Source organism: Luteimonas deserti (assembly GCF_013425765.1).
Taxonomy (GTDB): Bacteria; Pseudomonadota; Gammaproteobacteria; order Xanthomonadales; family Xanthomonadaceae; genus Luteimonas; species Luteimonas deserti.
This window is the reverse complement of sequence record NZ_JACCJZ010000019.1, coordinates 79,386-103,232: the sequence shown is the minus strand read 5'-3', so window position 1 is coordinate 103,232 and position 23,847 is coordinate 79,386. Positions and strand designations below refer to the sequence as shown.

The window sequence follows — 23,847 nt, the reverse complement described above, 5'->3', positions numbered from 1 at the left end:
CGCGATTCCCGGCCGCGGGGCACGAGGCCTCACCCACCCGTATCGCGCGATGGCCACGCCATCGGGGCCGCCATCTCCCTGGCTAAGGGCGATACCAAACACTTCGAGGTGCGCAATGTCCCGAGTATGCCAAGTCACCGGCAAGCGTACGACGCATGGCAACAATGTGTCGCACGCGATGAACAAGACCCGCCGCCGTTTCATGCCCAACCTGCATGAGCGTCGCTTCTGGGTCGCCAGCGAGAACCGCTGGATCAAGCTGCGAGTGTCCACCAAGGCCCTGCGCACCATCGACAAGAACGGCATCGACGTCGTCCTCGCCGAGCTTCGTGCCCGCGGCGAAAAGGTCTGAGGAGTAGAACATGGCAGGCAAGCGCGACAAGATCCGTCTGATTTCCTCGGCCAACACCGGGCATTTCTACACCACGGACAAGAACAAGAAGAACACCCCCGGCAAGATGGAGATCAAGAAGTACGATCCCGTCGTCCGGAAGCACGTGATGTACAAGGAAGGCAAGATCAAGTGATCCACCCGCACGCGCAGCGCGCGTGCCGGACGGTCCACCCGCGATGCGGGGATCGCGCCCCCACGGAACCCGCCGCGATGCGGGTTTCGTGCGTTCGGGACCCGGGAAATCGCCGGCCCGGGGGCCGGCGGATGCCTGCACGCAGCGGGCAACAGACCTCGGCGGCCCTGCAGGACGGATCGGGATGACGCGGCCTGGCCCGCCGATCCCGCACACTCGTTGAATGGACTGGCCGGCATTGAATTTCGGGCTGTGGCTGCTCGTCACCGACTGGGTCATCCGCATCGCCGCGCTGATGTGGATCCCCGTGCGCACGCGGCCGGCGGCGGCGCGCAGCTGGCTGTTGCTGATCGGGTTCGTGCCGCTGGCCGGGCTGCCGCTGTACCTGGCGTTCGGTCATCCCTGGCTCTCGCGCCAGCGCATCGTGCGGCAGCGGCAGGCCTCGCAGGTCATCCGGGACGAGCAGCGCCCCCTGGAAGCCCTGCGCTGGACACCGCCTGTGCAGACGGCATCCGCCGAAATGGCCCCGCTGCTCGAGCGCCTCGGCGATTTCATGCCGACCCACGGCAATGCGCTGCGCCTGATCGACGACTACGACGCATCGCTGCGCGCCCTGCTCGCCGACATCGACGGCGCGCGTGCCCGCGTGCACCTGCTGTACTACCTGATGTTCGACGACGCCACCGGCGAGGCGATCGTGGAGGCACTGGAACGCGCGGCCGCCCGTGGCGTCCGCTGCCGGGTCCTGCTCGATGCGGTAGGCGCACGACGCGGGCTGCGCGGCTACGCCAAGCGGCTGCGGGCCGCCGGTGTCGACGTGCGGGCGATGCTGCCGGGCGGCCTGCAGTGGCGGCGCAGCGGACGGATGGACCTGCGCAACCATCGCAAGATCGCGGTCATCGACGATACCGCTGCACACGTGGGATCGCAGAACCTGGCCGATGCGACGTTCATCCCGGGATTTCCCAACCGCGAGCTGGTCGCCCGCGTGCAGGGCCCGGTGCTCGCCCACCTGGAAGCGGTGTTCGCCAGCGACTGGTTCATCGAGACCGGGGAACGCCTGGAGGTGGCGGCGACCACCGCCCTGCCCGACGCCGACATCGCCACCCAGCTGCTGCCCAGCGGCCCGGCCTATCCCTTCGAGAATCCGCGCGACACCGTCAACGCCCTGATCCATCTGGCGCGCCGGCGGCTGGTGCTGGCCACGCCCTATTTCGTGCCCGACGATGCCACCCTGACCGCACTGCGCATTGCCGCACTGTCTGGCGTGGAGGTGCAGCTGATCCTCTCGGCGAGCAACAACCAGCCGCTGACCGCATGGGCGCAGAAGGCCTACTACGGCGAACTGCTGGAGAGCGGCGTACGCATCGCCCTGTACCGGCCCCACTTCCTGCACGCCAAGCACATGAGCGTGGACGACGACATGGCGCTGCTGGGTTCGATCAACCTCGACATCCGGTCCTTCGCGCTCAATGCCGAAATCGGCCTGCTGGCCTACGACCGCGAGGTGGTCGCTTCGATGCGCCGCATCGAAGCCGACTACCTGGCGCACTCGACCCAGATCACGCTGGCGGACTGGTCGACGCGACCCGCGTGGCGGCGAAGCCTGGAAGGCATCGCGCGGCTCGCCGACTCCTTCCTGTGAGCGCCGGCGCGCTCTAGAACCCCCCGCCGGCGTCGAGCCAGGCCTGCTCGTCGTCTGTATTCGCACGCCCGAGAGCCGCGTTGCGATGCGGAAACCGGCCGAAGCGTGCGATGACGTCGAAGTGGGCCTGTGCATAGGCCCGGTAGTCCGCATTGTCGACGTCGGCGAACAGGCGCACGGACTCGTGCTGGTCGGCGAGCGCCTCCGAGTGCTCGAACGGCAGATAGACGAAGGCACGCAGGTCGTCGTCGAAGGTGCGGTCGACGCCCGCGGCGACCATCGTCCGCGCGTAGTGCAGCGCCAGGCCGTCACTGGCGAAGGCATGGCCGCTCCCGCGGAAGATGTTGCGCGGAATCTGGTCGAGCAGGATCAGCAGCGCCAGCCCACCCTCGGGGGTGGCCAGCCAGTCCTCGCATTCGCGCCGGGCGGCGGTGAAGTGGATCTCACGGAAGCGGCGGTCGCATTCGCGGTCGAACGCCTCGCCGCCGTTGAACCATTTGCCCGGGCCGGCGTCGATCCAGAAATCGAGGATGTCACGAGATGTGGTGTCCATCGCCCAAGCCTACCCGGTTGTCGCGCGCCGGACGACCGTCGCCCGGCCCGCCTATACTCGCGCTCCACTCCACTGCCGGATGCTCCGATGCGCCTGTTTCGCCCTCTGCCCGCGGTCCTGATCCTCCTCTGCGCACTGGCGCTCGGCGCCTGCAGTTCGAAAGAGGCCGATACCGCGCTGATCACCGCGCCCGCGGTCGGCGACGTGTATGCCGCCCAGCTCAGCGAATTCTCCGGTTACGGTTTCACCGACGAGGACGGCAAGGACATCGATCCTGCATACGGCCTGATGAAAGTGGTCGCACTCGAGGACAGCGGCGTCGTGGTGATCACGGAAAACCATGCGCTCAGCAGCCAGACGCAATCGCGCAAGGACCTGCGCGGCGACATGACGGACGTGGTGTTCGACGAGAACGAGCGCATCGCCATCGCGCCGGCGGACCTGCGCAAGGCCTATGACGACGGCCTGATCTACGCCGTGCGCCGGCCGAGCGCGCCCTGAGGCCGGCCGCCCCGCGACGCACGAACGCCCGGCGATGCCGGGCGTTTTTCATTGGCCGCATCCCACCGGCTATTCGTCGAAGCGCAGGTGCCGCACCGATTTCCCGTGGCGCCGGATCAGCTTCAGCGCCTCGATGCCGATGGTGATGTGGCGCTCGACGAATTCCGCGCTCACCTTGGCGTCCGAGGCCTCGGTCTTGACCCCTTCCGGAATCATCGGCTGGTCGCTGACCAGCAGCAGTGCACCGGCCGGAATCCGGTTGGCGAATCCGGCCGCGAAGATCGTCGCCGTTTCCATGTCGATGGCCATGCACCGCATCGCGCGCAGGCGCGCCTTGAAGGCGTCGTCGTGCTCCCAGACCCGGCGGTTGGTGGTGTAGACCGTGCCGGTCCAGTAGTCGTGCCCGAGATCGCGGATCATCGTCGAGACCGCACGCTGCAGTGCGAACGCGGGCAGCGCCGGCACTTCCGGCAGCAGGTAGTCGCTGCTGGTGCCTTCGCCGCGGATGGCTGCGATCGGCAGCACCAGATCGCCGAGCTGGTTCTTGCGCTTGAGTCCACCGCACTTGCCGAGGAACAGCACCGATTTGGGCATCACCGCCGATAGCAGATCCATCATCGTCGCGGCGTTCGGGCTGCCCATGCCGAAGTTGATCATGGTGATGCCGTCGGCGGTCGCGCTGGGCATCGGCCGGTCGAGGCCGATCACCTCGGCGCCGGTGAGCCGCGCGAAATGATGCAGGTAGCCCCCGAAGTTGGTCAGCAGCACGTGCTCGCCGAACTGGTCCAGCGGCACCCCGGTGTAGCGCGGCAGCCAGTTCTCCACGATCTGGTCTTTCTCTTTCATCGTCGTCTCCGTTCGCGTCGGCGCATTCTCGCATCCGTCATCGCGCGCGGCGGCCGGCTCGCGATTGCGCGCCGCGCGCGGGTACACTCGGGCGGCCGCACGCCGCACGCCGCCTGCCGTTGCGCGTCGCGCGGCACACCTGTCGACCTTCGCTCCGGGGAACTGCCGATGTACCGCGTCCTGTCCGCCGCCCTCGCGGCCGCCTTGCTGGGTGGCTGCGCCACCAGCGCCACGTCCGCGCGCCCGGCCGATGCGCCGGCCTCGCGCGCCACCCCGGCATACGCCAGCACCTACGTGCCGATCGCATCGGCACCGGTCCTGATCACCGGCGCCACCGTGCTCACCGGCGACGGCACCCGGCTGGACGGCGCCGACGTGCTGCTGCAGGACGGACGCATCGAGGCGGTGGGCAGCGGCCTGGCCGCGCCGGCGAACGCGCAGCGTGTCGATGGCACCGGCAAGTGGGTGACCCCGGGCATCATCGACGTGCACTCGCACCTCGGCGTCTATCCGAGCCCGGGCGCCAGCGCACACAGCGACGGCAACGAGATGACCGCACCCAACACCGCCCAGGTCTGGGCGGAGCATTCGGTCTGGCCGCAGGATCCGGGCTTCTCCGCCGCGCTTGCCGGCGGGGTGACCACGCTGCAGATCCTGCCGGGTTCGGCCAATCTGGTCGGCGGGCGGGGCGTGACCCTGAAGAACATCGCAGCCCTCACCGTGCAGGACATGAAGTTTCCGGGCGCGCCCTACGGCCTGAAGATGGCCTGCGGCGAGAATCCCAAGCGTGTCTACGGCCAGAAGGGCGGTCCTGCGACGCGCATGGGCAACGTGGCCGGCTACAGGCAGGCGCTGATCGACGCCGCCGATTACCGCACCAAGCAGGCCGGCGACTCCCCCGGCAAGCGCGACCTCAAGCTGGAGACGCTGGCAGGCGCGATGGACGGCGACATCCTCGTGCACATCCACTGCTACCGCGCCGACGAGATGGTGCAGATGCTGGACCTGGCGCAGGAGTTCGACTTCCGCGTCACCGCGTTCCACCACGGCGTCGAGGCCTACAAGATCGCCGACCGCCTGGCCGCCGACGGTGTCTGCGGCGCACTGTGGGCCGACTGGTGGGGCTTCAAGATGGAAGCCCTGGACGGCATCCAGGAGAACATCGCGATCGTCGACCGGGCGCCGGGCGGCTGCGCGATCGTGCATTCGGATTCCGACGAGGGCATCCAGCGGCTCAACCAGGAAGCCGCCAAGGTGATCGCCAGTGCGCGGCGCGCCGGTGTCGAGATCGCGCCCGAGCACGCGATCCGCTGGCTCACCGAGAACGCGGCGAAGTCCCTCGGCGTGCTCGAACACACGGGCACATTGACGCCGGGCAAGATGGGCGACGTGGTGCTGTGGAGCGGCAATCCCTTCAGCGTCTATGCGCTCGCCGAACAGGTCTGGATCGACGGCGCGCACGTCTACGACCGCACCGATCCGGCGCGTCAGCCGGTCTCGGACTTCATGCTCGGCCAGGGCGCCGCCGCCACCGGAGGTGCCCGATGAGCCGCCACGCCTCGAACCGCAACGTGTCCCGTGCAATGGCACGCGTGCTGGCGTGCGCGCTGCTGGCCGCGGCGCTGCCGGCGACCGCGCAGTCGCTGCTGATCCGTGGCGCCACCGTGCACACCGCGGGGGCCCAGGGCACACTGCAGAACACCGACGTGCTGGTGCAGGGCGGGCGCATCGCCGCGATCGGCACCGGCCTGGCGGCGGGCGATGCCCAGGTGGTGGAGGCCAACGGCCGTCCGTTGACGCCGACCCTGTTCGGTGGCGTGACCGGGCTCGGCATCGAGGAGGTGTCCGGCGAGAGCGCCACGCGCGACGATCGCCTGTCGCTCGGCGAGGCGAGCGACATGGCGGTGCGGCCCGAGTTCGACGTGAGCCTCGCCTTCAACCCGGAATCCATGGTCATCCCGGTGGCCCGCGTCGAAGGCATCGGCTTCACGCTGATCTCCGCCGGCAGCGCGAGCTCGATCATCGGCGGCCAGGGCGCGCCGATGCGCCTGGACGGCAGTCTCGATCCCGCGGGGCCGAAGGTGCTGTACCTCTCGCTGGGCAGCAGCGCGGCGGGCCAGAGCGGCACCTCGCGCGCGGCGCAGTGGATGCTGCTCGACCAGCTCGTCGACGAGGCGCGCGGCCGGCTGCCTGCCGATGCGCAGGGCGCGGCGCTGACGCCCGCCGGCAAGCGTGCCCTGGCCGGTTATCTCGACGGCCGCGGCACGATCGTGGTCGGCGTGCATCGGGCGTCCGACATCCGCCAGCTGCTGCGCTGGTCACGGCGCCACGGCCTGACCGTCGCGATCCGCGGCGGGGCGGAAGCCTGGAAGGTCGCCGGCGAACTCGCCGCGGCCCGGGTGCCGGTATTCGTCGATCCGCTGGCGAACCTGCCGGCGGATTTCGACCAGCTCGGCGCGACGATGCAGAACGCCGCGCGCCTGCATGCTGCAGGCGTACGCGTGGGCTTCGCGCAGGCGAGCGACGCCTCGCACAACGCGCGCAAGCTGCGCCAGCTGGCCGGCAACGCGGTCGCCCAGGGTCTGCCTTGGGAAGCCGGTCTTGCCGGGCTCACCCGCGTGCCTGCCGACGTCCTGGGGCTCGGCGCGTCGATCGGCACGATCGCCGTCGGGCGCACGGCCGATCTCGTGTTGTGGTCGGGCGACCCGCTCGATGTCGCCCACACCGCCGAGCAGGTCTGGTTCGACGGTCGCGCCATTCCGATGCGCTCGCGCCAGACCGAACTGCGCGACCGCTATCTGCAGCCGGTGACGCCGGCCCGCGACGGAGGTCTGCCTCGGGCCTATCGCACGCGCTGAGTGCGGGCCGCCGGACGCGGCGCCCGGCGCGTGACACCGCCGGCGCAGGCCATGCGTCGGCGCGCTGGACCACGCGGGCCACGGATGCCGGTGGGCGCCGCCGTCTAGGGACCCGGGCACTGCGTGCGGCGACGGTCGCCGATGGCAGCGACGCAGGATCAGAAACGGCGCGTGGTGCAGGCGGGCAGCGGACCCGTCACATGCCGGGTCGCGACGTGCGTTTCCGTTGGCGTTCCTCCATCTGGCTTGCCGACGCGCTCATTCCCGCGAATCCGGGACGTCCGTATGGCCCGGCTCGCGTGCGCGGCCTCGCGGTGATGCACGTCGGCGAGGCGTCTGTCCGACCGGCGAGCGATGCAACGGGCGCTCAGCGCGCGTCGGGCGGAATCTCGTCGGGATCCGGGTCCACCGCCAGCTTGCCGGCGATCAGCACGGCCTGGGTGCGGTTGGACGCCCCGAGCTTGCGCAGCACCGCGGTCATGTGCGCCTTGACCGTGGCCTCGGAGACATGGAGCTCGTAGGCGATCTGCTTGTTGAGCATGCCGTCGCCGAGCATCTGCAGCACCCGGAACTGCTGGGGCGTGAGGTCGCGCAGGCGCGCGGCGACATCGTGCTCCTGCGCGGTGACCGCAGGCGCCGACACCGCCGCCTCGGGCACGAACCGGTCGCCGTCGAGGACCTGCATCACCGCCCGGCCGAGGGTTTCGGCATCGGCGGACTTGGGCACGAAACCCGCTGCGCCGTGGTCGAGCGCGCGACGCATGACGGCCGGCTCCTCGCGTGCGGACACCATCAGTACGGGCAGCTGCGGATACTGCGCGCGCAGGTGCACCAGCGCGCTGAAGCCGTGCACGCCGGGCATGTTGAGATCGAGCATCAGCAGGTCGGCGTCGGGCTCGGCGTCGACCATCGCATACAGCGCATCGACGTTGTGGGCCTCGCACACGCGCGCCTCGGGCACCGCCCGCGAGATCGCGCCGCGCAGCGCTTCGCGGAACAGCGGGTGGTCGTCGGCGATCAGCAGGGTGGTCATGCGCGGGAGGACTCTCTGCGATGAAATACGCCGGTCGGCGGCACCGGGCAAACTGCGCTCTGGACCCCGCGGCCGGGGATGCGCGGACGCCGCGTGCTCCACGTCGCGTCGCCCGACACGATCCCGGCCCGCGGCCCCCCCGTCACGGCACCCGGGCGCCATTCCATGCCGTCCACGGCTGCCAGCTCCATCTGCAACTCAGGCACCGGGGATGAAGCGGTCCTTGACCAGTGCGTCGACGACCGACGGATCGGCGAGGGTGCTGGTGTCGCCGAGCTGATCGGGCGCGTTCTCGGCGATCTTGCGCAGGATGCGGCGCATGATCTTGCCCGAGCGCGTTTTCGGCAGGCCCGGTGCCCACTGGATGTGGTCCGGGGACGCGGTCGGGCCGATCTCGCTGCGCACATGCCGGACGAGCTCCTTGCGCAGATCCTCACTGTAGTCCTCGCCGGCCTTGAGGGTGACGTAGGCGTAGATGCCCTGGCCCTTGATGTCGTGCGGGAAGCCCACGACCGCCGCCTCGGCGACCTTGGGGTGGAGCACGAGGGCGCTCTCCAGTTCGGCCGTGCCGATGCGGTGGCCCGACACGTTGATCACGTCGTCGACGCGGCCGGTGATCCAGTAGTAACCGTCCTCGTCGCGGCGACAGCCGTCGCCCGTGAAGTACATGCCCGGATAGGCCTTGAAGTAGGTGTCGATGAAGCGCTGGTGGTCGCCGTAGACGCTGCGCATCTGGCCGGGCCACGAGTCGGTGATGACGAGATTGCCCTCTGTCGCGCCTTCGAGAATCGTCCCGTTGGCATCCACCAGCGCCGGCTGCACGCCGAAGAACGGACGCGTCGCCGATCCCGGCTTGGTGTCGATCGCGCCGGGCAGCGGCGAGATCAGGATGCCGCCGGTCTCGGTCTGCCACCAGGTGTCGACGATCGGGCAGCGGCCGTCGCCGACGACATCGGCATACCAGCGCCAGGCCTCGGGGTTGATCGGCTCGCCCACGCTGCCGAGCAGGCGCAGGCTGGCGCGCGAGGTCTTCTTCACCGGCGCCTCGCCCTCGCGCATCAGCGCGCGAATGGCGGTCGGCGCGGTGTAGAAGATGCTCACCCGGTGCCGGTCGATGACCTCCCAGAAACGCGAGACGCTGGGATAGTTGGGCACGCCCTCGAACACCAGCGAGGTCGCGCCGTTGGCGAGCGGGCCGTAGACGATGTAGCTGTGGCCCGTCACCCAGCCGACGTCGGCGGTGCACCAGTAGACGTCGTCGTCCCGCAGGTCGAACACCGCCTCGTGCGTGTAGCTCGCATAGAGCAGATAGCCGCCGGTGGTGTGCAGCACGCCCTTGGGCTTGCCGGTGGATCCCGAGGTGTAGAGGATGAAGAGCGGGTCTTCCGCGTTCATGCGCTCGGGCTCGCAGGTGTCTGGCTGGCTGTCGACGACGGCGTCGTACCAGCGGTCGCGCGGCATCTGCATGTCGACCGCGCCGCGGGTGTGGCGCACCACCAGGACCGTCTCCACCGTATTGGTGCCGGGCAGCTTCAGCGCCGCGTCGACGTTCGCCTTCAGCGGTACGGTCTTGCCGCCGCGCAGACCCTCGTCGGCGGTGATGATCAGCCTGCTGCCGCAATCGGCGACACGGTCGGCGATGGAGTTGGGCGAGAAGCCGCCGAAGACCACGCAGTGCACCGCGCCGATCCGCGCACAGGCCAGCATCGCGACCGCGGCCTCGACGATCATCGGCAGGTAGATCGTGACCCGGTCGCCCTTGCCGACCCCGAGATTGCGCAACGCGTTGGCGAGCCGGCACACGCGCGCGTGCAGTTCGCGGTAGCTGACCTCGAGCGGCGCGGTCGCCGGATCGTCGGCTTCCCAGATCAACGCGGTCTTGTCGCCGCGCGCGGCCAGGTGGCGGTCGAGGCAGTTGACGCTGGCGTTGAGCTCGCCGTCCTCGAACCAGCGGATGCGGAAGTCGGCCGGATCGAAGCTGACATTGCGCACGCGCGTGGGCGCCCGGTCCCACTGCAGGCGCCGCGCCGCCTCGCCCCAGAAGGCATCCGGGTCCTGCACGGACCGCGCGTAATCGCGCTCGTAGCCGGCGCGGGAGATGGTGCCCGGCCCGGCGAAACCGGACGGCACGGGATGGAGTTCTGCGGGGTTGGACATCGCGGGGCCCTCTCTGTGACGCGTCCGGCCAGTGTGCCGCATTCGCCGTGGCGCCGGCCTAGACCTTCGTCTAAGCGGACCCCGGCACGCGATCCGGGTATCGACCAATGGCGAATGTGCGCGGCCACGGCATCGGTGCAGTCTGCGTGACGGACCGGTCCGCGGCGCTGCGCCGCGAACCGATTTCTTGTAACCCGTGGGAGGGGAGCGATGACACAGACAATCCAGGCACGGCCGCGCGTGCTGGCCACCGCGGTGCTCGCCGCACTGATGCTGCCGGGCGCGGCCTTCGCCCAGACCGCCAAGGAGCGCGAGCTGGAAGCGCGTGTCGCGCAGCTCGAGCAGATGGTCCAGCAGCTCGTGTCGCAGCAACAGCAGACCGAGACCGCGGTGAGCGAAGTGCGTACCGCCCAGGCCGCGCAGCCTGCCGCTGCGCCTGCCGGCACCGGTGCAGCCGCACCGATCCAGGCCACGACGATCACTCCGGGCGCCAATCCGGGAACCAGGTTCACCGTGGGCGGCATGATCCGCACCGATGCGATGGTCACCAAGACCACCGACGGCGACATCGCCAAGGGCACGGCAGGGCGCGATTTCTACGTGCCCGGCGCCATTCCGGTCGGCGGCAACGGGCCGGACACGTATTCCGATGCCCATCTGAAGTTCTCGCGGCTGTGGTTCGACGCCAGTACAACCCTGGATTCGGGCGATCGGCTCGGCGCACGCGTCGAACTGGATTTCTTCGGCGGCGCGCTCGGCAACACCGCGGCCACCAATACCTACGGCGCCACGCTGCGCCACGCCTATCTGACCTACAACAACTGGCTGGCCGGCCAGACGTGGTCCAACTTCATGGACACCACCGCCCTGCTCGACTCGGTCGATTTCGTCGGCCCGACCGATGCGGTGGTCTTCGTGCGCCAGCCGCAGCTGCGTTACACCAATGGCCCGTGGACGGTCTCGGTGGAGAGCCCCGAGACCACCGTGCAGCCCTTCGGCGGCGGCGCGCGGGTGATCGCGGGCGACAACAGCGCGATCCCGGACGTCGTGGCCCGCTACACCCACAAGAGCGACTGGGGCCACGTCAGCGTGGCGGGTCTTGCGCGCCAGCTCAAGTACGAACCGGTGGCCGGCGCCGACAGCACGGACACCGGCTTCGGCGCGACGGTCAGCGGCCTGGTCAAGCTCGGTGAGAGCACCGATCTGCGCTATCAGATCAGCGGCGGCGACGGCATCGGCCGCTACATCGGCCTGGCCACGGTGCAGCAGGATGCGATGGTGGACGGCGCCGGCAACATCGACGCGCTCGGCGGCTGGGCGGGCTACGTGGGCCTGCGCCAGGTGTTCAGCCCGCGGGTCCGCGGCAACCTCTTCTACGCGCGCTCGGAGTGGGACAACGACACCGCGTGGACCGGCTTCGGCGTGACGCGCAAGGTCCACTCGCTGCACGCCAACATGATCTGGTCGCCGGTGCCCAAGCTCGACTTCGGCGTCGAGGCGATCTGGGGCGAGCGCACGCTCGAGTCCGGCGTCGACGGCGAGCTGATCCGCCTGCACACGATGGCCCGCTACAGCTTCTGACGGACGCCGCCGGTGCAGGGAGGCGGCGCTCGTGCGCGACCGGTTTCGATCTCATCGACAACGCCGAGGGAGGCGATGCATGCCCGACAGCTCCGCCGCAGCTCCGACCGGTCGGCGCACGCATCCGCCGCCCGCCCCGCCCCACCGCACTTCCGCCATCGCCCATCACGTCTTCTGAGGGGGAACGCTCATGTTGGACAAGACCGCTAGCAATTACTGGAAGGCCAATCTCAGGATCATCGGCATCTGCATGTCGATCTGGGCACTGGTCTCGTTCGGGTTCGGCATCATCCTGCGGCCGCTGCTCAGCGGCATCCGCATCGGTGGTACCGATCTGGGCTTCTGGTTCGCGCAGCAGGGCTCGATCCTGGTCTTCATCGCCCTGATCTTCTTCTACACCTGGTACATGAACCGGCTCGATCGCGAGTACGGCGTGGACGAGCAATAAGGACCGCGACCCATGGATCAGTTCACCATCAATCTCATCTTCGTCGTCGGCACGTTCCTGCTCTACATCGGGATCGCGATCTGGGCCCGCGCCGGCTCCACCTCCGAGTTCTATGCGGCCGGACGCAGCGTCAATCCGGTGGTCAACGGCGCGGCCACCGCCGCGGACTGGATGTCGGCGGCATCGTTCATTTCGATGGCCGGCCTCATCGCGTTCGTCGGCTACGGCAATTCCACCTACCTGATGGGCTGGACCGGCGGCTACGTGCTGCTGGCCCTGCTGCTGGCGCCGTATCTGCGCAAGTTCGGCCGGTTCACCGTGCCCGACTTCATCGGTGACCGCTTCTACAGCCGCAGCGCGCGTCTGGTGGCGGTGGCGTCGCTGCTGATCATGTCGGTGACCTACGTGATCGGTCAGATGACTGGCGCGGGCGTGGCGTTCTCGCGGTTCCTGGAAGTCGATGCGACGACCGGACTGATGATCGCCTCGGGCGTGGTCTTCGTGTACGCGGTGCTCGGCGGCATGAAGGGCATCACCTACACGCAGCTGGCGCAGTACGTGGTGCTGATCATCGCCTACACGATCCCGGCGGTGTTCATCTCGCTGCAGCTCACCGGCAACGGCATCCCCCAGCTGGGCCTGTTCTCAACGCACACCGAATCGGGCCTGCCGCTGCTGGCCAAGCTCGACCAGGTGCTGCTGGAACTGGGCTTCCAGGACTACACCGGCCACCACGGCTCCACGCTCAACATGGTGCTGTTCACCATGTCGCTGATGATCGGCACCGCCGGCTTGCCGCACGTGATCATCCGCTTCTTCACCGTTCCGAAGGTCTCCGACGCACGCAAGTCGGCGGGCTGGGCGCTGGTGTTCATCGCCCTGCTCTACACCGTGGCCCCGGCCGTGGGTGCGATGGCGCGTCTGAACATCATCACCACGATCTATCCCCAGGGCACCGAGAACGCGTCGATCACCTACGACGAGCGTCCGGACTGGATGCACAACTGGGAACAGACCGGCCTGCTGAAGTTCGAGGATCTCAACGGCGACGGTCGCATCCAGTACTACAACGGTGCGAACGAGGAGTTCGCCGCGGTCGCCGAGTCGCGCGGCTGGGCGGGCAACGAGATGGTGACCTTCAACCAGGACATCCTGGTGCTGGCCAATCCCGAGATCGCGCAGCTGCCCGGCTGGGTGGTGGGCCTGATCGCCGCGGGCGGTCTGGCGGCAGCCTTGTCGACGGCGGCAGGCCTGCTGCTGGCGATCTCGTCGGCCATCAGTCACGACCTGATCAAGTCCACCTTCAAACCGAACATCTCGGAGAAGGGGGAACTGCTCGCGGCACGCATCTCGATGGCGGTGGCGATCATGGTGGCGACGTGGCTGGGGCTCAATCCGCCAGGATTCGCGGCGCAAACCGTGGCGCTCGCCTTCGGACTGGCCGCCTCCTCGTTGTTCCCGGCGATCATGATGGGCATCTTCTACAAGCGTATGAACTCCACCGGCGCCATCGTGGGCATGCTGGTCGGCCTGCTCTCCACCTGCCTGTACATCTTCACGTACCTAGGCTGGTTCTTCATTCCGGAGACCAACATGCTGCCCAACACGCCCGACAACTGGCTGTTCGGCATCTCCCCGCTGTCGTTCGGCGCGGTGGGCGCGGCACTCAACTTCATCGCGGCCTACGTCACGATGCTGTTCACCAAGCCGACGCCCGAGCGCATCCAGGAACTGGTCGAAAGCATCCGCGTCCCCCGCGGCGCAGGTGCGGCCACGGGTCACCACTGATCCCGCGAGTGCGTCACCGGACGGCCCGTCCTTCGCGATGCGAAGGGCGGGCCGTTTTCTGTCCGGGCCCCGATGCGCCCCGGCGACGGCTTGCGAACGACGCATCCATCTCCGCGGGTGGGGGCGGGAATGCGACGATGCGTCGATCGCGCCACGTACGATTGCCCTTTTCCATGTGACACGCCCCGGTCGCCGACGCGGCCCTGACAGGATCCGCCATGCTGCTCGAGTTCATCGCCATCATCGCCGCGGGCTTCGGCCTGGCCGGGCTCGTTCTGATGCTCAACGTCGTCGTGCGCAAGCGTCTGCCCGGCTGGGCGATGCCGGCATCCGCCGGCCTCGGCATGCTGGCGATGGCGGTTTGGCTGGAGTACTCGTGGCTGGATCGCGTGACCGCGCAGTACCCCGCCGAAGTGGAGATCGCATCGACCAACGAAGTCCGCGCGTGGTACCGGCCGTGGACCTACGCGGTGCCGCAGGTGAACCGGCTGATCGCGATCGACCATCGCTTCGACCGAAGGAATCCGGCGCATCCGGACCAGGTGCTGACCCAGGTGCTGCTGGTCGGGCGCTGGGAGCCTGCGCGCCAGTTCGGGGTCGTGTTCGACTGCGCCGGCGGTCGTCGGGCGGACCTGGTCGATCAGGTGCGTTTCGCCGAGGACGGCTCCCTGGCCAACGCGCCATGGCGTGCCCTGCAGCCGGACGACCCGGTCCTGCGCGCGGCGTGCCGCCGCTGACCCGACAGAACGCGCAGGCCCCTGCCCACTGGACGACGGCGCCCGGCCGCGGCGTCACCGGGATGCGCAGGCAGTGCGGGAGACAAGGCGATCTTGCGCCTCCCGAAGACCGGTGCTGCCGGGCCGATCGTGCAGACGATGACGGACGGGACGTGTGGACGCGCGGCCCGGCTTCGTCGCCAAGGCCCGCGCCCGGTACGTCCCCTTCTTCGCGGGCCTCTCCGCGCGGACTCAGCGCTGCGGCGGCGCGGCCAGCTCGCGTGTGTCGAGAAATCCGTCGCGATTGGTGTCCTGCCGGTTGAACGTGGCCGCGACGCGGGCCAGGTGCTCGGCCCGCGTGACCGGACGGCCCTTGCCGCCAGGCAATTCGTCGACGGCCAGCGTGCCGTCGCCGTTGCGGTCCATGCGGTCGAAGGCGTAGCTCATCCACGCCTGGTACTCGGCCAGCGAGACGCGGCCATCGCCGTCGGCGTCCATGTGTTCGAGATACTCGCGGGTCTGGGTGACCTGCGCGGCGGCCACGCCGGCCGCGCACGTCAGGACCAGCCCGACCACGCGTCCCGCTCCATGGTGGCGGGACGCGCTCAAACGCGCGCGCTCTGCAGCGAGTAACCCTTCAGCCGCATCGAGTAGTCCTGCAGCGCACGGATCCCGGTGGCTTCCGCCTCGCGGCACCAGGCCTGCAGCGCCTGCAGGGCCTCACCGGCGTTCTGGGAGCGTGCCTCGAGCAGCGCGGACAGCCGGGCGCGGTGCTCGACCAGCGTGCGGATCCGTGGGCGCTGCGCCACCCAGGCCTGCAGCTGTTCGCGTGCATCGGGCTTGAGCCAGCGGCCGTCGTCGACCAGACCCTTGCGCAGGCGCCGCGGCAACAATGCGCGCAAGCGCGCGCCGGCGGCCTGCGCCTCTTCGCGCAAGGCCGGCTTGAGCACGTTGCGCTGGTAGTCGGTCATCGCCTGGAACCGATGGGTGAGCAGCGCGCGCATCGTGTCGGTATCCGGGACGTGGATGTTCGGGCGCACGTCCAACGACGGTGCGACGCGCAGCACCTTCGCCAGTCCGACCATCTCCAGCCCCCGGATCACCGCCCAACCGATGTCGAACTCCCATTTGCGCAGGGCGAACTTCGCCGAGCTCGGGAACGCGTGGTGATTGTTGTGGAGTTCCTCGCCGCCGATCCACACGCCCCAGGGCGTCAGGTTGGTCGCGGTGTCGGTCGTTTCGAAATTGCGGTAGCCCCACCAGTGGCCGAGGCCGTTGACGACGCCCGCGGCCCAGAACGGAATCCACGCCATCTGGATCGCCCACACCGCGATGCCCTTGAAGCCGAACAGCGCGAAGCTGACGAACAGCAGCAGCGTCGGACCGAAGGTCGCCCACGGGGTATAGACCTTGCGCTCGATCCAGTCGTCGGGCGCGCCCTTGCCGTACTGCTCGATATCGGCGCGCATGCCGCGCGCCTCGCGGTACAGCTCCACGCCCTGCCAGAACACGGTCCTGATGCCCTTGAAGCGCGGGCTGTGCGGATCGTCCTCGGTCTCGCACTTGGCGTGGTGCTTGCGATGGATCGCCACCCATTCGCGCGTGATCATCGACGTCGTGAGCCACGTCCAGAACCGGAACACATGCGCGATCACCGGATGGAAATCCACGCCGCGATGCGCCTGGCTTCGGTGCAGGTACAGGGTGACGGCGAAGATCGTCAGCTGGGTCGCCGCCAGCAGATAGAGCAGCATCGCGCCCCATCCGAACTGGAGCAGGCCGCCGGACAGGAATTCGAGCAGGGAAACGGGCATGGCGTCGGTCGCATCGAGGTGGACCCGGATCATGATGCGGGCGGCTGTGCGGCTTTGCCATCCCTGCGACCGCGTACGGTGGTGTGCGGCTCAGGCTTTGCAGACCGTCGTCGCATTCAGCGCGCGCAGGCCCGCCGCTGGACGATGTCCCGCGGAAAGAACGACCCGTCTCGCGCGTCCATTCCGCTCGCGGCGTGCACCGCGCCGCCACGCCTGTGCCATAGTCGGCCCGCACCACCGCTGTTCAGTCTTGGCATACCGACTCTGGGAGGGGTTCCATGCTCGAGCAACACGGTTTATGGCTGGCGCTGGGCTGCGCGGCCATCGCAATCCTCTACGGCGTGGTCTCCGCCGGATGGATCAACCGGCAACCCGGCGGCAACGAACGGATGCAGCAGATCGCAGGGGCGATCCAGGAAGGCGCACGCGCCTATCTCAACCGGCAGTATCTGACGATCTCGGTGGCGGGGGTCGTGCTCTTCGTCTTGATCGGCGTCTTCCTCGGTTGGGCGACGGGCATCGGCTTCCTGCTCGGCGCGGTGCTCTCGGGCGCGGCCGGTTACATCGGCATGAACGTCTCGGTACGCGCGAACGTGCGCACCGCCGAGGCGGCGCGTCGCGGCATCGGACCGGCGATGGACGTCGCGTTCCGCGGCGGCGCGATCACCGGCATGCTCGTCGTCGGCCTCGGCCTGCTCGGCGTCGCCGGGTACTGGATGCTGCTGCCGCGCTTCGGCATCGCCGGCGAGGCCGCGCTGCACGCGCTGGTGGGGCTCGCCTTCGGCAGCTCGCTGATCTCGATCTTCGCGCGCCTGGGCGGCGGCATCTTCACCAAGGGCGCCGATGTCGGCGCGGACCTGGTGGGAAAGGTCGAGGCCGGCATTCCCGAGGACGACCCGCGCAATCCGGCGGTGATCGCCGACAACGTCGGCGACAACGTCGGCGACTGCGCGGGCATGGCGGCCGATCTGTTCGAGACCTACGCGGTCACCGTGATCGCGACGATGCTGCTCGGCTTCCTGATGGCGGCGACGGTCGGCGGCAACGGCGTGCTGTATCCGCTGGTGCTCGGCGGGGCGTCGATCCTGGCCTCCATCGTCGGCACGTTTTTCGTCAAGGTGAAGACCGGCGGCTCGATCATGGGCGCGCTGTACAAGGGCGTGATCATCTCGGGCGTCATCGCCGCGGCGCTGTTCTGGCCGATCACCACCCAGCTGATGGCCGACAACGTCCACGGCGCGACCAATGTGTACTGGTGCGCTCTGATCGGTCTGGCCCTCACCGGCGCGATCGTCTGGATCACCGAGTACTACACCGGCACCCAGTACGCACCGGTCAAGCACATCGCACAGGCGTCCACCACCGGCCACGGCACCAACATCATCGCCGGCCTCGGCGTGTCGATGAAGTCCACCGCGATGCCGGTGATCGCGGTGTGCTTCGCGATCTGGGCGTGCTTCTCGTTCGCGGGCCTGTATGGCATCGCGATCGCGGCGACGGCGATGCTGTCGATGGCCGGCATGATCGTGGCGCTGGATGCCTACGGGCCGATCACCGACAACGCCGGCGGCATCGCCGAGATGGCCGACCTGCCGCCGGAGATCCGCGCGATCACCGACCCGCTTGATGCGGTGGGCAACACCACCAAGGCGGTGACCAAGGGGTATGCGATCGGTTCGGCGGCGTTGGCCGCGCTGGTGCTGTTCGCCGATTTCACGCACAACCTGGAAGCCCGGTATCCGGGCACCGAGTTCCGCTTCGATCTCGCGGATCCGGCGGTGATCATCGGCCTGTTCATCGGCGGCTTGATTCCCTACCTCTTCGGTGCGATGGCGATGGAAGCCGTGGGCCGGGCGGCCGGCGCGGTGGTGGAGGAGGTCCGGCGCCAGTTCCGCGAGATCCCGGGGATCATGGAGGGCACCGGCAAGCCCGACTATTCGCGCGCGGTGGACATGCTGACCAGATCCGCGATCAAGGAAATGATCGTCCCGTCCCTGCTTCCGGTTCTGGTGCCGGTGGTCGTCGCGCTCGGCATGAACGCCCTGATGGGGCCGGGCGCCGGCATCCGCGCGCTCGGCGGCCTGCTGATCGGCACGATCGTCACCGGCCTGTTCGTCGCGATCTCGATGACGACGGGAGGCGGCGCCTGGGACAACGCCAAGAAATACATCGAGGACGGCAACTTCGGCGGCAAGGGCAGCGAGGCGCACAAGGCCGCCGTGACCGGCGATACCGTTGGCGACCCCTACAAGGACACCGCGGGCCCGGCGATCAATCCCTTGATCAAGATCATCAACATCGTCGCCCTGTTGCTGGTGCCGCTGCTGTAACGGGAATCTCGGGCGTCGCCCTGCCCCGGGCGGCGGGGCGACGCATCGGGACATCGACAGGCCTGCGTGCGGGGCCCGACATCGGCGATCTCGGATCGGCCTGATCGCCGTCTCCGCGTGCCGCTGCGCGACAACGTATTGCGCGCTCCCCCGGCATCCCGGGGACCGGAATGCCCACCCACGGCGACCACCTGCGCGATCTGTTCGATGGTGTCCGCGTGCTGCAGGGGAGCTCCGGCCTCGAGTCCGGCGCGGCGCCGCGCTGCTTGCCAGTTCCGCCAGGCGTCCGCATCGGATCCCGCTCGGCAGCCCGTCGTCCGGGGGCGCGGCGCGGCGTTCCGTTCGTGTTCCGCGGCCTCGTGCTGTTCCTTGACCTTCGTCGTGCCCTGCACGCCGGTTTTCACAGCGGACGGAGCTGCGGGGACGCTGGCCACTACGCGGTCCGCACCCTGCGTTGCGCGCGCGACGAACCAGGGAAGCGCGCAGACCCCGCGCCCGGCGCAGGCCTTCGTGCCCTGCCGTACGGCGCAGGAGACGCGTGCGACGCTGCGGGGTCCGCGGCCGAACATCTGTGCGGGCCTCGAAGCGCGGGGCGAAGCGAGTGATCACGAGACCGCCGTCATCCAGGCGGCATGCGCTGGATGAGGGCGCTGCGGACCGGAGGCTCTCATGTTGGGTGCACGCCCCACGAAGAACGGTGACCCGTGGACGTGACGCCGCGTATCGGGATCCTCAGCGGCTCGTCGAGGCCGCGCATCCGTTCACGCCTCTGGCGTCGAGACAGGCGGCGCGGGCACTCAGTCCGACGATGCTTCGAAACGCCCTGAGGTCATGTCGAACCACGGCGTGCACAGACGCACCTGGTCGTCCGTGTAGCCGAAGTCGGCCTCCCAGAGCACGACATCGCCGTGCGTTTCGGACCTGCACAGCCGCGACACCTGGCCTGGGCGATGCCCACGCACCAGCGCACCCGTGCGGGAACGCCGTCCCGCCATCGTGAAAAGCGGAACGTGGCATCGACACAGGTGCCGGGCGCCACTTCGCGTGCCAACGGCGTCGGCGGCAGGGTCGGCGTGGGCATCGGCAGAGCGCGCGCCAGATGCAGGAGCGTCTCCCCGCCCTCGCTCTCGAAACGCACGGGCACGCCGACCGCACCTGCCGCCTGTCGCCGTGTCAGGACCGCATGCCGGTCGCCGCGGTCGAACACCAGCAGCGGCACGGCTCCGGTGTTGCAGACCCGGTAGTCCGCCTGCAGCGCATCACGCTCGCGCGCGAGCACGGCATCGAGCGTCGCGCATCGAGCGACGAGGCGGACACATGCGCTGCCGGGGCGTGACATCAGTGATCCCTCGAGTGGGCCGCCATCGACCGAGATCATCGATACCCTCCACTGCAGCGCACAAGCCTGCGTCAAACCAGCACGCCACCTCACGTGCCGCCGGCATCCGCTGCGCACGCCACCGCCGCTCACCGGCACTCAGCGCAGCGCGGGTGCCCCGAGCCGCGCGCCCTCATTCCCTCACAATGCGTAGCTCGGACGGTCCGGCATGCCGAGCTCGCGGCGGATGCCGTTCTCGGTCAGATGGATCGGGTTGTGGGTGATCGCACCGGTGCCGTCGAAATCGAAGGCGGGGGCACTGCTCTCCAGGCCCACGGCCTGACGCTCGGCATTGGGCACGCGGCCGCTGTCGGGGCCCTCACCGCGGTACGTGCCGGGCAGGAAGGTGCCGTTGACGCCGTTATAGGCATGCGACATCTCGTGGTACAGCACCACCGACGGCGCCGGGAACGCATCCATGTGGAATGACGGGTTGTAGCTGATGGTCACATCGCCGCCCGCGCCCGGACGCCCGTTGATGATGTCGGCATCGCTGCTGAAGGTCTGGGCATATCCGTTGTCCTCGTTGGACAGCTCCTGGATCGTCACGCTGTTGCCCTTGGCCTCGGCGGCACGATCGAATTCGACCAGCATCTGCTGACCGGCCGGCGAGGCCTTCAGAAGGTCGAGCTCGGACTGCATGCGCTGGACGAAGGCATCCGAGCCGCGCACGGTGATGCCGCGCTCCCCGGCGCCCGCATCGATCTCGACATTGACCACGGTCGGCCGGGCGCCGGTGGCCGCGTTGATCAGATCGGACACTTCGGCGTAGACCGTGCTGTCGGCGCGCGCGCCTTCGACGCTGTCGGCGCCGGCGCCGGTGTAGACCGTGGTCCGGCCCTCGCCGACGTGGATCACATCGTCCCCGCTTCCGCCCGAGAGGATGTCGAAGCCGCCTCCGCCATGGACCGTGTCGTCGCCGCGACCGGCCTCGATGTAATTGGTACCGGCGCCGGCGTGGATCGTGTCGCTGCCGTCGCCGCCGTAGATCACATTGACGCCGCTGCCGCCATGGATCGCGTTGGTGCCGCCGGTGGTGTGGATGTCGTTGCGGCCACTGCCGGTCACGCGGATGGTGTCGTCGCCGTCGCCGCTGGCGATGCGGTGGTCGCCGTCGCCCTCGATCAGGATGTCGTTGTCGCCGCTGCCGGCGTCGACGACCACGTTGACCTCGACGTTGGGCGCGACCCGGATCGTGTCGTCGCCGCTGCCGGTGCGCAGCGTGAGCTCCTGGCCCTGGGCCAGGCGCACCGCGTACTGCTCGCCGTTGACGCTGACATCCAAGGTGCCGTCGTCGCGCTGGGTGACGCCGACATCGTCGTTGCCGGCGCCGGTGGTGAAGACCACCTGGTCGCGGCTGACGTAGCCCTGGGCCACGGTGCGCTCGCGGGCGATCGACAGATCGCCGTCGCGGTGCAGCGGATCGACCTGGATCGGCTTGCCGTCCGGGGTGCGTCCGGTGGTGCGTTCGGCCGGATTGCTGGCGCCGCCGTCCACCTCGATCGCGCCGCCGCGCTCGCGTTGCGGCGCCTCCCGGGTGGAGACGGCCGGGCCCTCCTCCAGGCCCTCGACGGCATCGGCACGGCCCACGCCGACCGTCGGCCCATCGTGGGTGTGGTGGCCGGGCGCGAGCGGATTGTCCCAGTAGCCCTGGGAGGCGGTCAGCGGGCTCGAGGCGGTCAGGGCATCGAACGAAGTCATGGACGTGGCCTGCAGTGGAAACGTGGCGACCATATGTACGCCCCCGTATGGAGAGCGCGTACTAGGGCGTACCCGAGGCGGGGCCCCCTGCATCCGCAGCCAACGGGCAGCACCGGGCCGGGCGCGCCACGCTGCGGCGCAGCATCGTTCGCGTAGAATGGCGCCCCTCTCCGCCTCAATGGATCGCAGCAGCATGGGCCTCGACTCCGTCCCCACCGGCAAGAACCCGCCGGACGAAATCAACGTCATCATCGAGATTCCCAAGGACGCCGAGCCGGTCAAGTACGAGGTGGACAAGGCCAGTGGCGCAATCTTCGTCGATCGCATCCTGTCCACGCCGATGCGCTATCCCTGCAACTACGGCTACGTGCCCAACACCGTCTGCGGCGATGGCGATCCGGCCGACGTGCTGGTGGTGCTGCCCCTGCCGCTGATTCCCGGTTCGGTGATCCGCTGCCGCCCCGTCGGCGTGCTGAAGATGACCGACGAAGCGGGCAGCGACGAGAAGATCCTCGCCGTGCCTGTGGAAAAGGTGTTCGCCGGATACGCCCACGTGGACGACATCGGCAAGGTGTCGGGCCACTGGCTGGAGCGCATCGGCCATTTCTTCGAGCACTACAAGGATCTCGAGAAGGGCAAGTGGGTGAAGATCAGCGGCTGGGGCGATGCGGCCGAGGCCAAAGCCCTGCTCAACGACGCGATCGCCGCCTACGCGGCCGAGTGAGCCCCCGGCGGCGCAGCCGCCGTCACAGTTCGTGAACCCGCCCGGGGCCGGGCGCTGCGCGGGTTGGTACTATCCGCGCACGCAGGCGCCACGATGCACGTGGCGCGGCGCCCAGGGGATTTCATCGTGCGTATTCTGTTTGTTGGCGGCGAAGACAGCCTGCCGCTCGAGCTCGTCGGGCTGGTCGGGGACATGGACGACAGCTGGCAGGTCCAGCGGGCCGAGGATGGCGCCGGTGCGACCGCGCTCATCGCGGAGGCCTCGCATGACGTGGTGGTGGTCGCGCCCTCACTTCCCGACATGCCGGTCGCCACCCTGCTCGGCCAGATCCGCACGCTCCGCCCGGAAACCTCACGGATCGCCGTGATCGGCGGACAGCCGCCTGCCCGCGTGCTGTCGCTCGCGCACCGCTTCCTGCCGCTGCCGGTCGGCGAGGCGCAGTTGCTCGAAGCGATCGGCAGCCTCGAAGAACTGCGCGAACTGCTGGACAACCCGGTGCTGCGTGAGCGCATCGGCCAGATCGAGAAGCTGCCCTCGCCGCCCCAGACCTATCTGGCGCTGGCGCATGCGCTCGAGGCCGAAGACGAGACCAACGCCAACGACATCGCGCAGCTGATCTCGGGCGACCCCGCGATCGCGGCCAAGGTGCTGCAGCTGTGCAACTCGGCCTATTTTTCCGCAGGCCGCACGATCACCGACCTGCGCTCGGCGGTCACCCGGCTGGGCATGGCCACCATGCGCGACCTGGTGCTGGCGAGCGAGGTCTTCGCGCACGGCGCGGGCGCGCATCTCGACCGGCCCGCGATGCAGCAGCGCGCGCTCGTGGCCTCCCAGCTCGCGCGACGCATGCTGCCCGAATCGAGTGCCGAACTCGGCGCGACCGCGGCCCTGCTGGCCGACATCGGCCTGCTGCTGCCGGGCATCCGCGACGAGCGGGCGCCTGCGGAAACCCAGCCCGAGGACGCCCCGGGGCACACCGAGGCCGGTGCCTACCTGCTGGGGCTGTGGGGCCTGCCGATGCCGATCATCGAGGCGGTCGCCTTCCAGCGCACGCCTGCGCGTGCCGGCACCCGCAGCTTCTGGGTCACCGGCGCGGTGCATGTCGCGACCGCGCTCGCGGCCGGCGAACCGGTGCATGAAGACTATCTGCAGCGCACGGGCATGATCGACAAGCTCGACGGCTGGCGTGGCCACGCCGAACGCCTGCTCGGCCTGGCGGACGTGCAGCCGGCCTGATCCGGCGCGCG

At 69.2% G+C, this 23,847-nt stretch carries 22 protein-coding genes; 14 read left to right on the top strand and 8 right to left on the bottom strand.

Features of this window, described 5'->3' with window-relative positions; all coding sequences use genetic code 11:
* The first annotated feature begins 115 nt into the window (after positions 1 to 115).
* The 3 genes from rpmB (at position 116) to cls (ending at position 2,172) form a co-directional block, all read left to right on the top strand.
* Positions 116 to 352 carry a 50S ribosomal protein L28 gene (rpmB, locus tag H0E82_RS12025; protein WP_096209782.1) on the top strand — a complete coding sequence of 79 codons (237 nt, stop codon included), beginning with the start codon at positions 116 to 118 and terminating at the stop codon, positions 350 to 352.
* 10 nt (positions 353 to 362) lie between these two features.
* On the top strand, positions 363 to 527 hold the full coding sequence (gene rpmG, locus H0E82_RS12020) for a 50S ribosomal protein L33 (RefSeq protein WP_180545703.1): 165 nt from the start codon (positions 363 to 365) through the stop codon (positions 525 to 527).
* 223 nt (positions 528 to 750) lie between these two features.
* Positions 751 to 2,172 carry a cardiolipin synthase gene (gene cls / locus H0E82_RS12015; protein WP_180545702.1) on the top strand — a complete coding sequence of 474 codons (1,422 nt, stop codon included), beginning with the start codon at positions 751 to 753 and terminating at the stop codon, positions 2,170 to 2,172.
* A gap of 13 nt (positions 2,173 to 2,185) precedes the next feature.
* Here cls and H0E82_RS12010 read toward each other — a convergent pair whose 3' ends face one another.
* Positions 2,186 to 2,725 carry a DUF924 family protein gene (locus H0E82_RS12010; protein WP_180545701.1) on the bottom strand — a complete coding sequence of 180 codons (540 nt, stop codon included), beginning with the start codon at positions 2,723 to 2,725 and terminating at the stop codon, positions 2,186 to 2,188.
* 87 nt (positions 2,726 to 2,812) lie between these two features.
* Between H0E82_RS12010 and H0E82_RS12005 the strand changes: the two genes are divergently transcribed.
* Positions 2,813 to 3,226 carry a hypothetical protein gene (locus H0E82_RS12005; protein WP_180545700.1) on the top strand — a complete coding sequence of 138 codons (414 nt, stop codon included), beginning with the start codon at positions 2,813 to 2,815 and terminating at the stop codon, positions 3,224 to 3,226.
* A gap of 69 nt (positions 3,227 to 3,295) precedes the next feature.
* On the opposite strand, the gene H0E82_RS12000 is transcribed toward H0E82_RS12005, so the two are convergent.
* Positions 3,296 to 4,072, bottom strand: coding sequence for an AMP nucleosidase (locus tag H0E82_RS12000; protein WP_180545699.1), 777 nt, complete (start codon positions 4,070 to 4,072; stop codon positions 3,296 to 3,298).
* A gap of 168 nt (positions 4,073 to 4,240) precedes the next feature.
* On the opposite strand from H0E82_RS12000, the gene H0E82_RS11995 reads away from it, so the two are divergent.
* Together H0E82_RS11995 and H0E82_RS11990 are read left to right on the top strand one after the other, a co-directional pair.
* Positions 4,241 to 5,620: an amidohydrolase gene (locus H0E82_RS11995; RefSeq protein WP_180545698.1), complete on the top strand. Its 1,380-nt coding sequence runs from the start codon at positions 4,241 to 4,243 to the stop codon at positions 5,618 to 5,620.
* Positions 5,617 to 6,930: an amidohydrolase family protein gene (locus H0E82_RS11990; protein ID WP_180545697.1), complete on the top strand. Its 1,314-nt coding sequence runs from the start codon at positions 5,617 to 5,619 to the stop codon at positions 6,928 to 6,930. Before H0E82_RS11995 ends, H0E82_RS11990 begins: the two co-directional genes overlap by 4 nt.
* Before the next feature lie 367 nt (positions 6,931 to 7,297).
* On the opposite strand, the gene H0E82_RS11985 is transcribed toward H0E82_RS11990, so the two are convergent.
* Positions 7,298 to 7,963: a response regulator transcription factor gene (locus H0E82_RS11985; RefSeq protein WP_180545696.1), complete on the bottom strand. Its 666-nt coding sequence runs from the start codon at positions 7,961 to 7,963 to the stop codon at positions 7,298 to 7,300.
* Positions 7,964 to 8,161: 198 nt separating this feature from the next.
* Entirely contained in the window at positions 8,162 to 10,120 is a 1,959-nt protein-coding gene (acs, locus tag H0E82_RS11980) for an acetate--CoA ligase (RefSeq protein WP_180545695.1), read from the bottom strand.
* 210 nt (positions 10,121 to 10,330) lie between these two features.
* On the opposite strand from acs, the gene H0E82_RS11975 reads away from it, so the two are divergent.
* From H0E82_RS11975 to H0E82_RS11960, 4 genes are all read left to right on the top strand, one after another.
* Positions 10,331 to 11,701, top strand: a complete 1,371-nt coding sequence (locus H0E82_RS11975; protein ID WP_180545694.1) for a DcaP family trimeric outer membrane transporter — start codon at positions 10,331 to 10,333, stop codon at positions 11,699 to 11,701.
* A 190-nt stretch (positions 11,702 to 11,891) separates the two neighbouring features.
* Positions 11,892 to 12,149, top strand: coding sequence for a DUF4212 domain-containing protein (locus H0E82_RS11970; protein ID WP_180545693.1), 258 nt, complete (start codon positions 11,892 to 11,894; stop codon positions 12,147 to 12,149).
* Positions 12,150 to 12,161: 12 nt separating this feature from the next.
* A complete protein-coding gene (locus tag H0E82_RS11965) occupies positions 12,162 to 13,937 on the top strand; it encodes a sodium:solute symporter family protein (protein ID WP_180545692.1) in 1,776 nt (591 codons plus the stop codon).
* A 218-nt stretch (positions 13,938 to 14,155) separates the two neighbouring features.
* Positions 14,156 to 14,674, top strand: coding sequence for a hypothetical protein (locus H0E82_RS11960; protein WP_180545691.1), 519 nt, complete (start codon positions 14,156 to 14,158; stop codon positions 14,672 to 14,674).
* A 231-nt stretch (positions 14,675 to 14,905) separates the two neighbouring features.
* Here the strand turns inward: H0E82_RS11960 and H0E82_RS11955 are convergent, their stop codons facing one another.
* Together H0E82_RS11955 and H0E82_RS11950 are read right to left on the bottom strand one after the other, a co-directional pair.
* Positions 14,906 to 15,229 carry an EF-hand domain-containing protein gene (locus H0E82_RS11955; RefSeq protein ID WP_425600343.1) on the bottom strand — a complete coding sequence of 108 codons (324 nt, stop codon included), beginning with the start codon at positions 15,227 to 15,229 and terminating at the stop codon, positions 14,906 to 14,908.
* Positions 15,230 to 15,258: 29 nt separating this feature from the next.
* Positions 15,259 to 16,467, bottom strand: a complete 1,209-nt coding sequence (locus H0E82_RS11950; protein WP_180545788.1) for a DesA family fatty acid desaturase — start codon at positions 16,465 to 16,467, stop codon at positions 15,259 to 15,261.
* A 278-nt stretch (positions 16,468 to 16,745) separates the two neighbouring features.
* Between H0E82_RS11950 and H0E82_RS11945 the strand changes: the two genes are divergently transcribed.
* Entirely contained in the window at positions 16,746 to 18,797 is a 2,052-nt protein-coding gene (locus H0E82_RS11945; protein ID WP_180545690.1) for a sodium-translocating pyrophosphatase, read from the top strand.
* Positions 18,798 to 19,594: 797 nt separating this feature from the next.
* On the opposite strand, the gene H0E82_RS11940 is transcribed toward H0E82_RS11945, so the two are convergent.
* Positions 19,595 to 19,759 (bottom strand): hypothetical protein, encoded by a 165-nt coding sequence (locus H0E82_RS11940; RefSeq protein WP_180545689.1) that lies wholly within the window; start codon positions 19,757 to 19,759, stop codon positions 19,595 to 19,597.
* Between the two features lie 137 nt (positions 19,760 to 19,896).
* Between H0E82_RS11940 and H0E82_RS16710 the strand changes: the two genes are divergently transcribed.
* Complete coding sequence (locus H0E82_RS16710) at positions 19,897 to 20,133, top strand: hypothetical protein (protein WP_219338528.1); 237 nt, start codon at positions 19,897 to 19,899, stop codon at positions 20,131 to 20,133.
* A gap of 183 nt (positions 20,134 to 20,316) precedes the next feature.
* Here the strand turns inward: H0E82_RS16710 and H0E82_RS11930 are convergent, their stop codons facing one another.
* Positions 20,317 to 21,876 (bottom strand): M91 family zinc metallopeptidase, encoded by a 1,560-nt coding sequence (locus tag H0E82_RS11930; protein WP_180545687.1) that lies wholly within the window; start codon positions 21,874 to 21,876, stop codon positions 20,317 to 20,319.
* 193 nt (positions 21,877 to 22,069) lie between these two features.
* On the opposite strand from H0E82_RS11930, the gene ppa reads away from it, so the two are divergent.
* Both ppa and H0E82_RS11920 read left to right on the top strand, forming a co-directional pair.
* On the top strand, positions 22,070 to 22,600 hold the full coding sequence (gene ppa / locus H0E82_RS11925; RefSeq protein ID WP_180545686.1) for an inorganic diphosphatase: 531 nt from the start codon (positions 22,070 to 22,072) through the stop codon (positions 22,598 to 22,600).
* A gap of 93 nt (positions 22,601 to 22,693) precedes the next feature.
* Entirely contained in the window at positions 22,694 to 23,836 is a 1,143-nt protein-coding gene (locus H0E82_RS11920; protein ID WP_180545685.1) for an HDOD domain-containing protein, read from the top strand.
* The last annotated feature ends 11 nt before the right edge of the window (positions 23,837 to 23,847 follow it).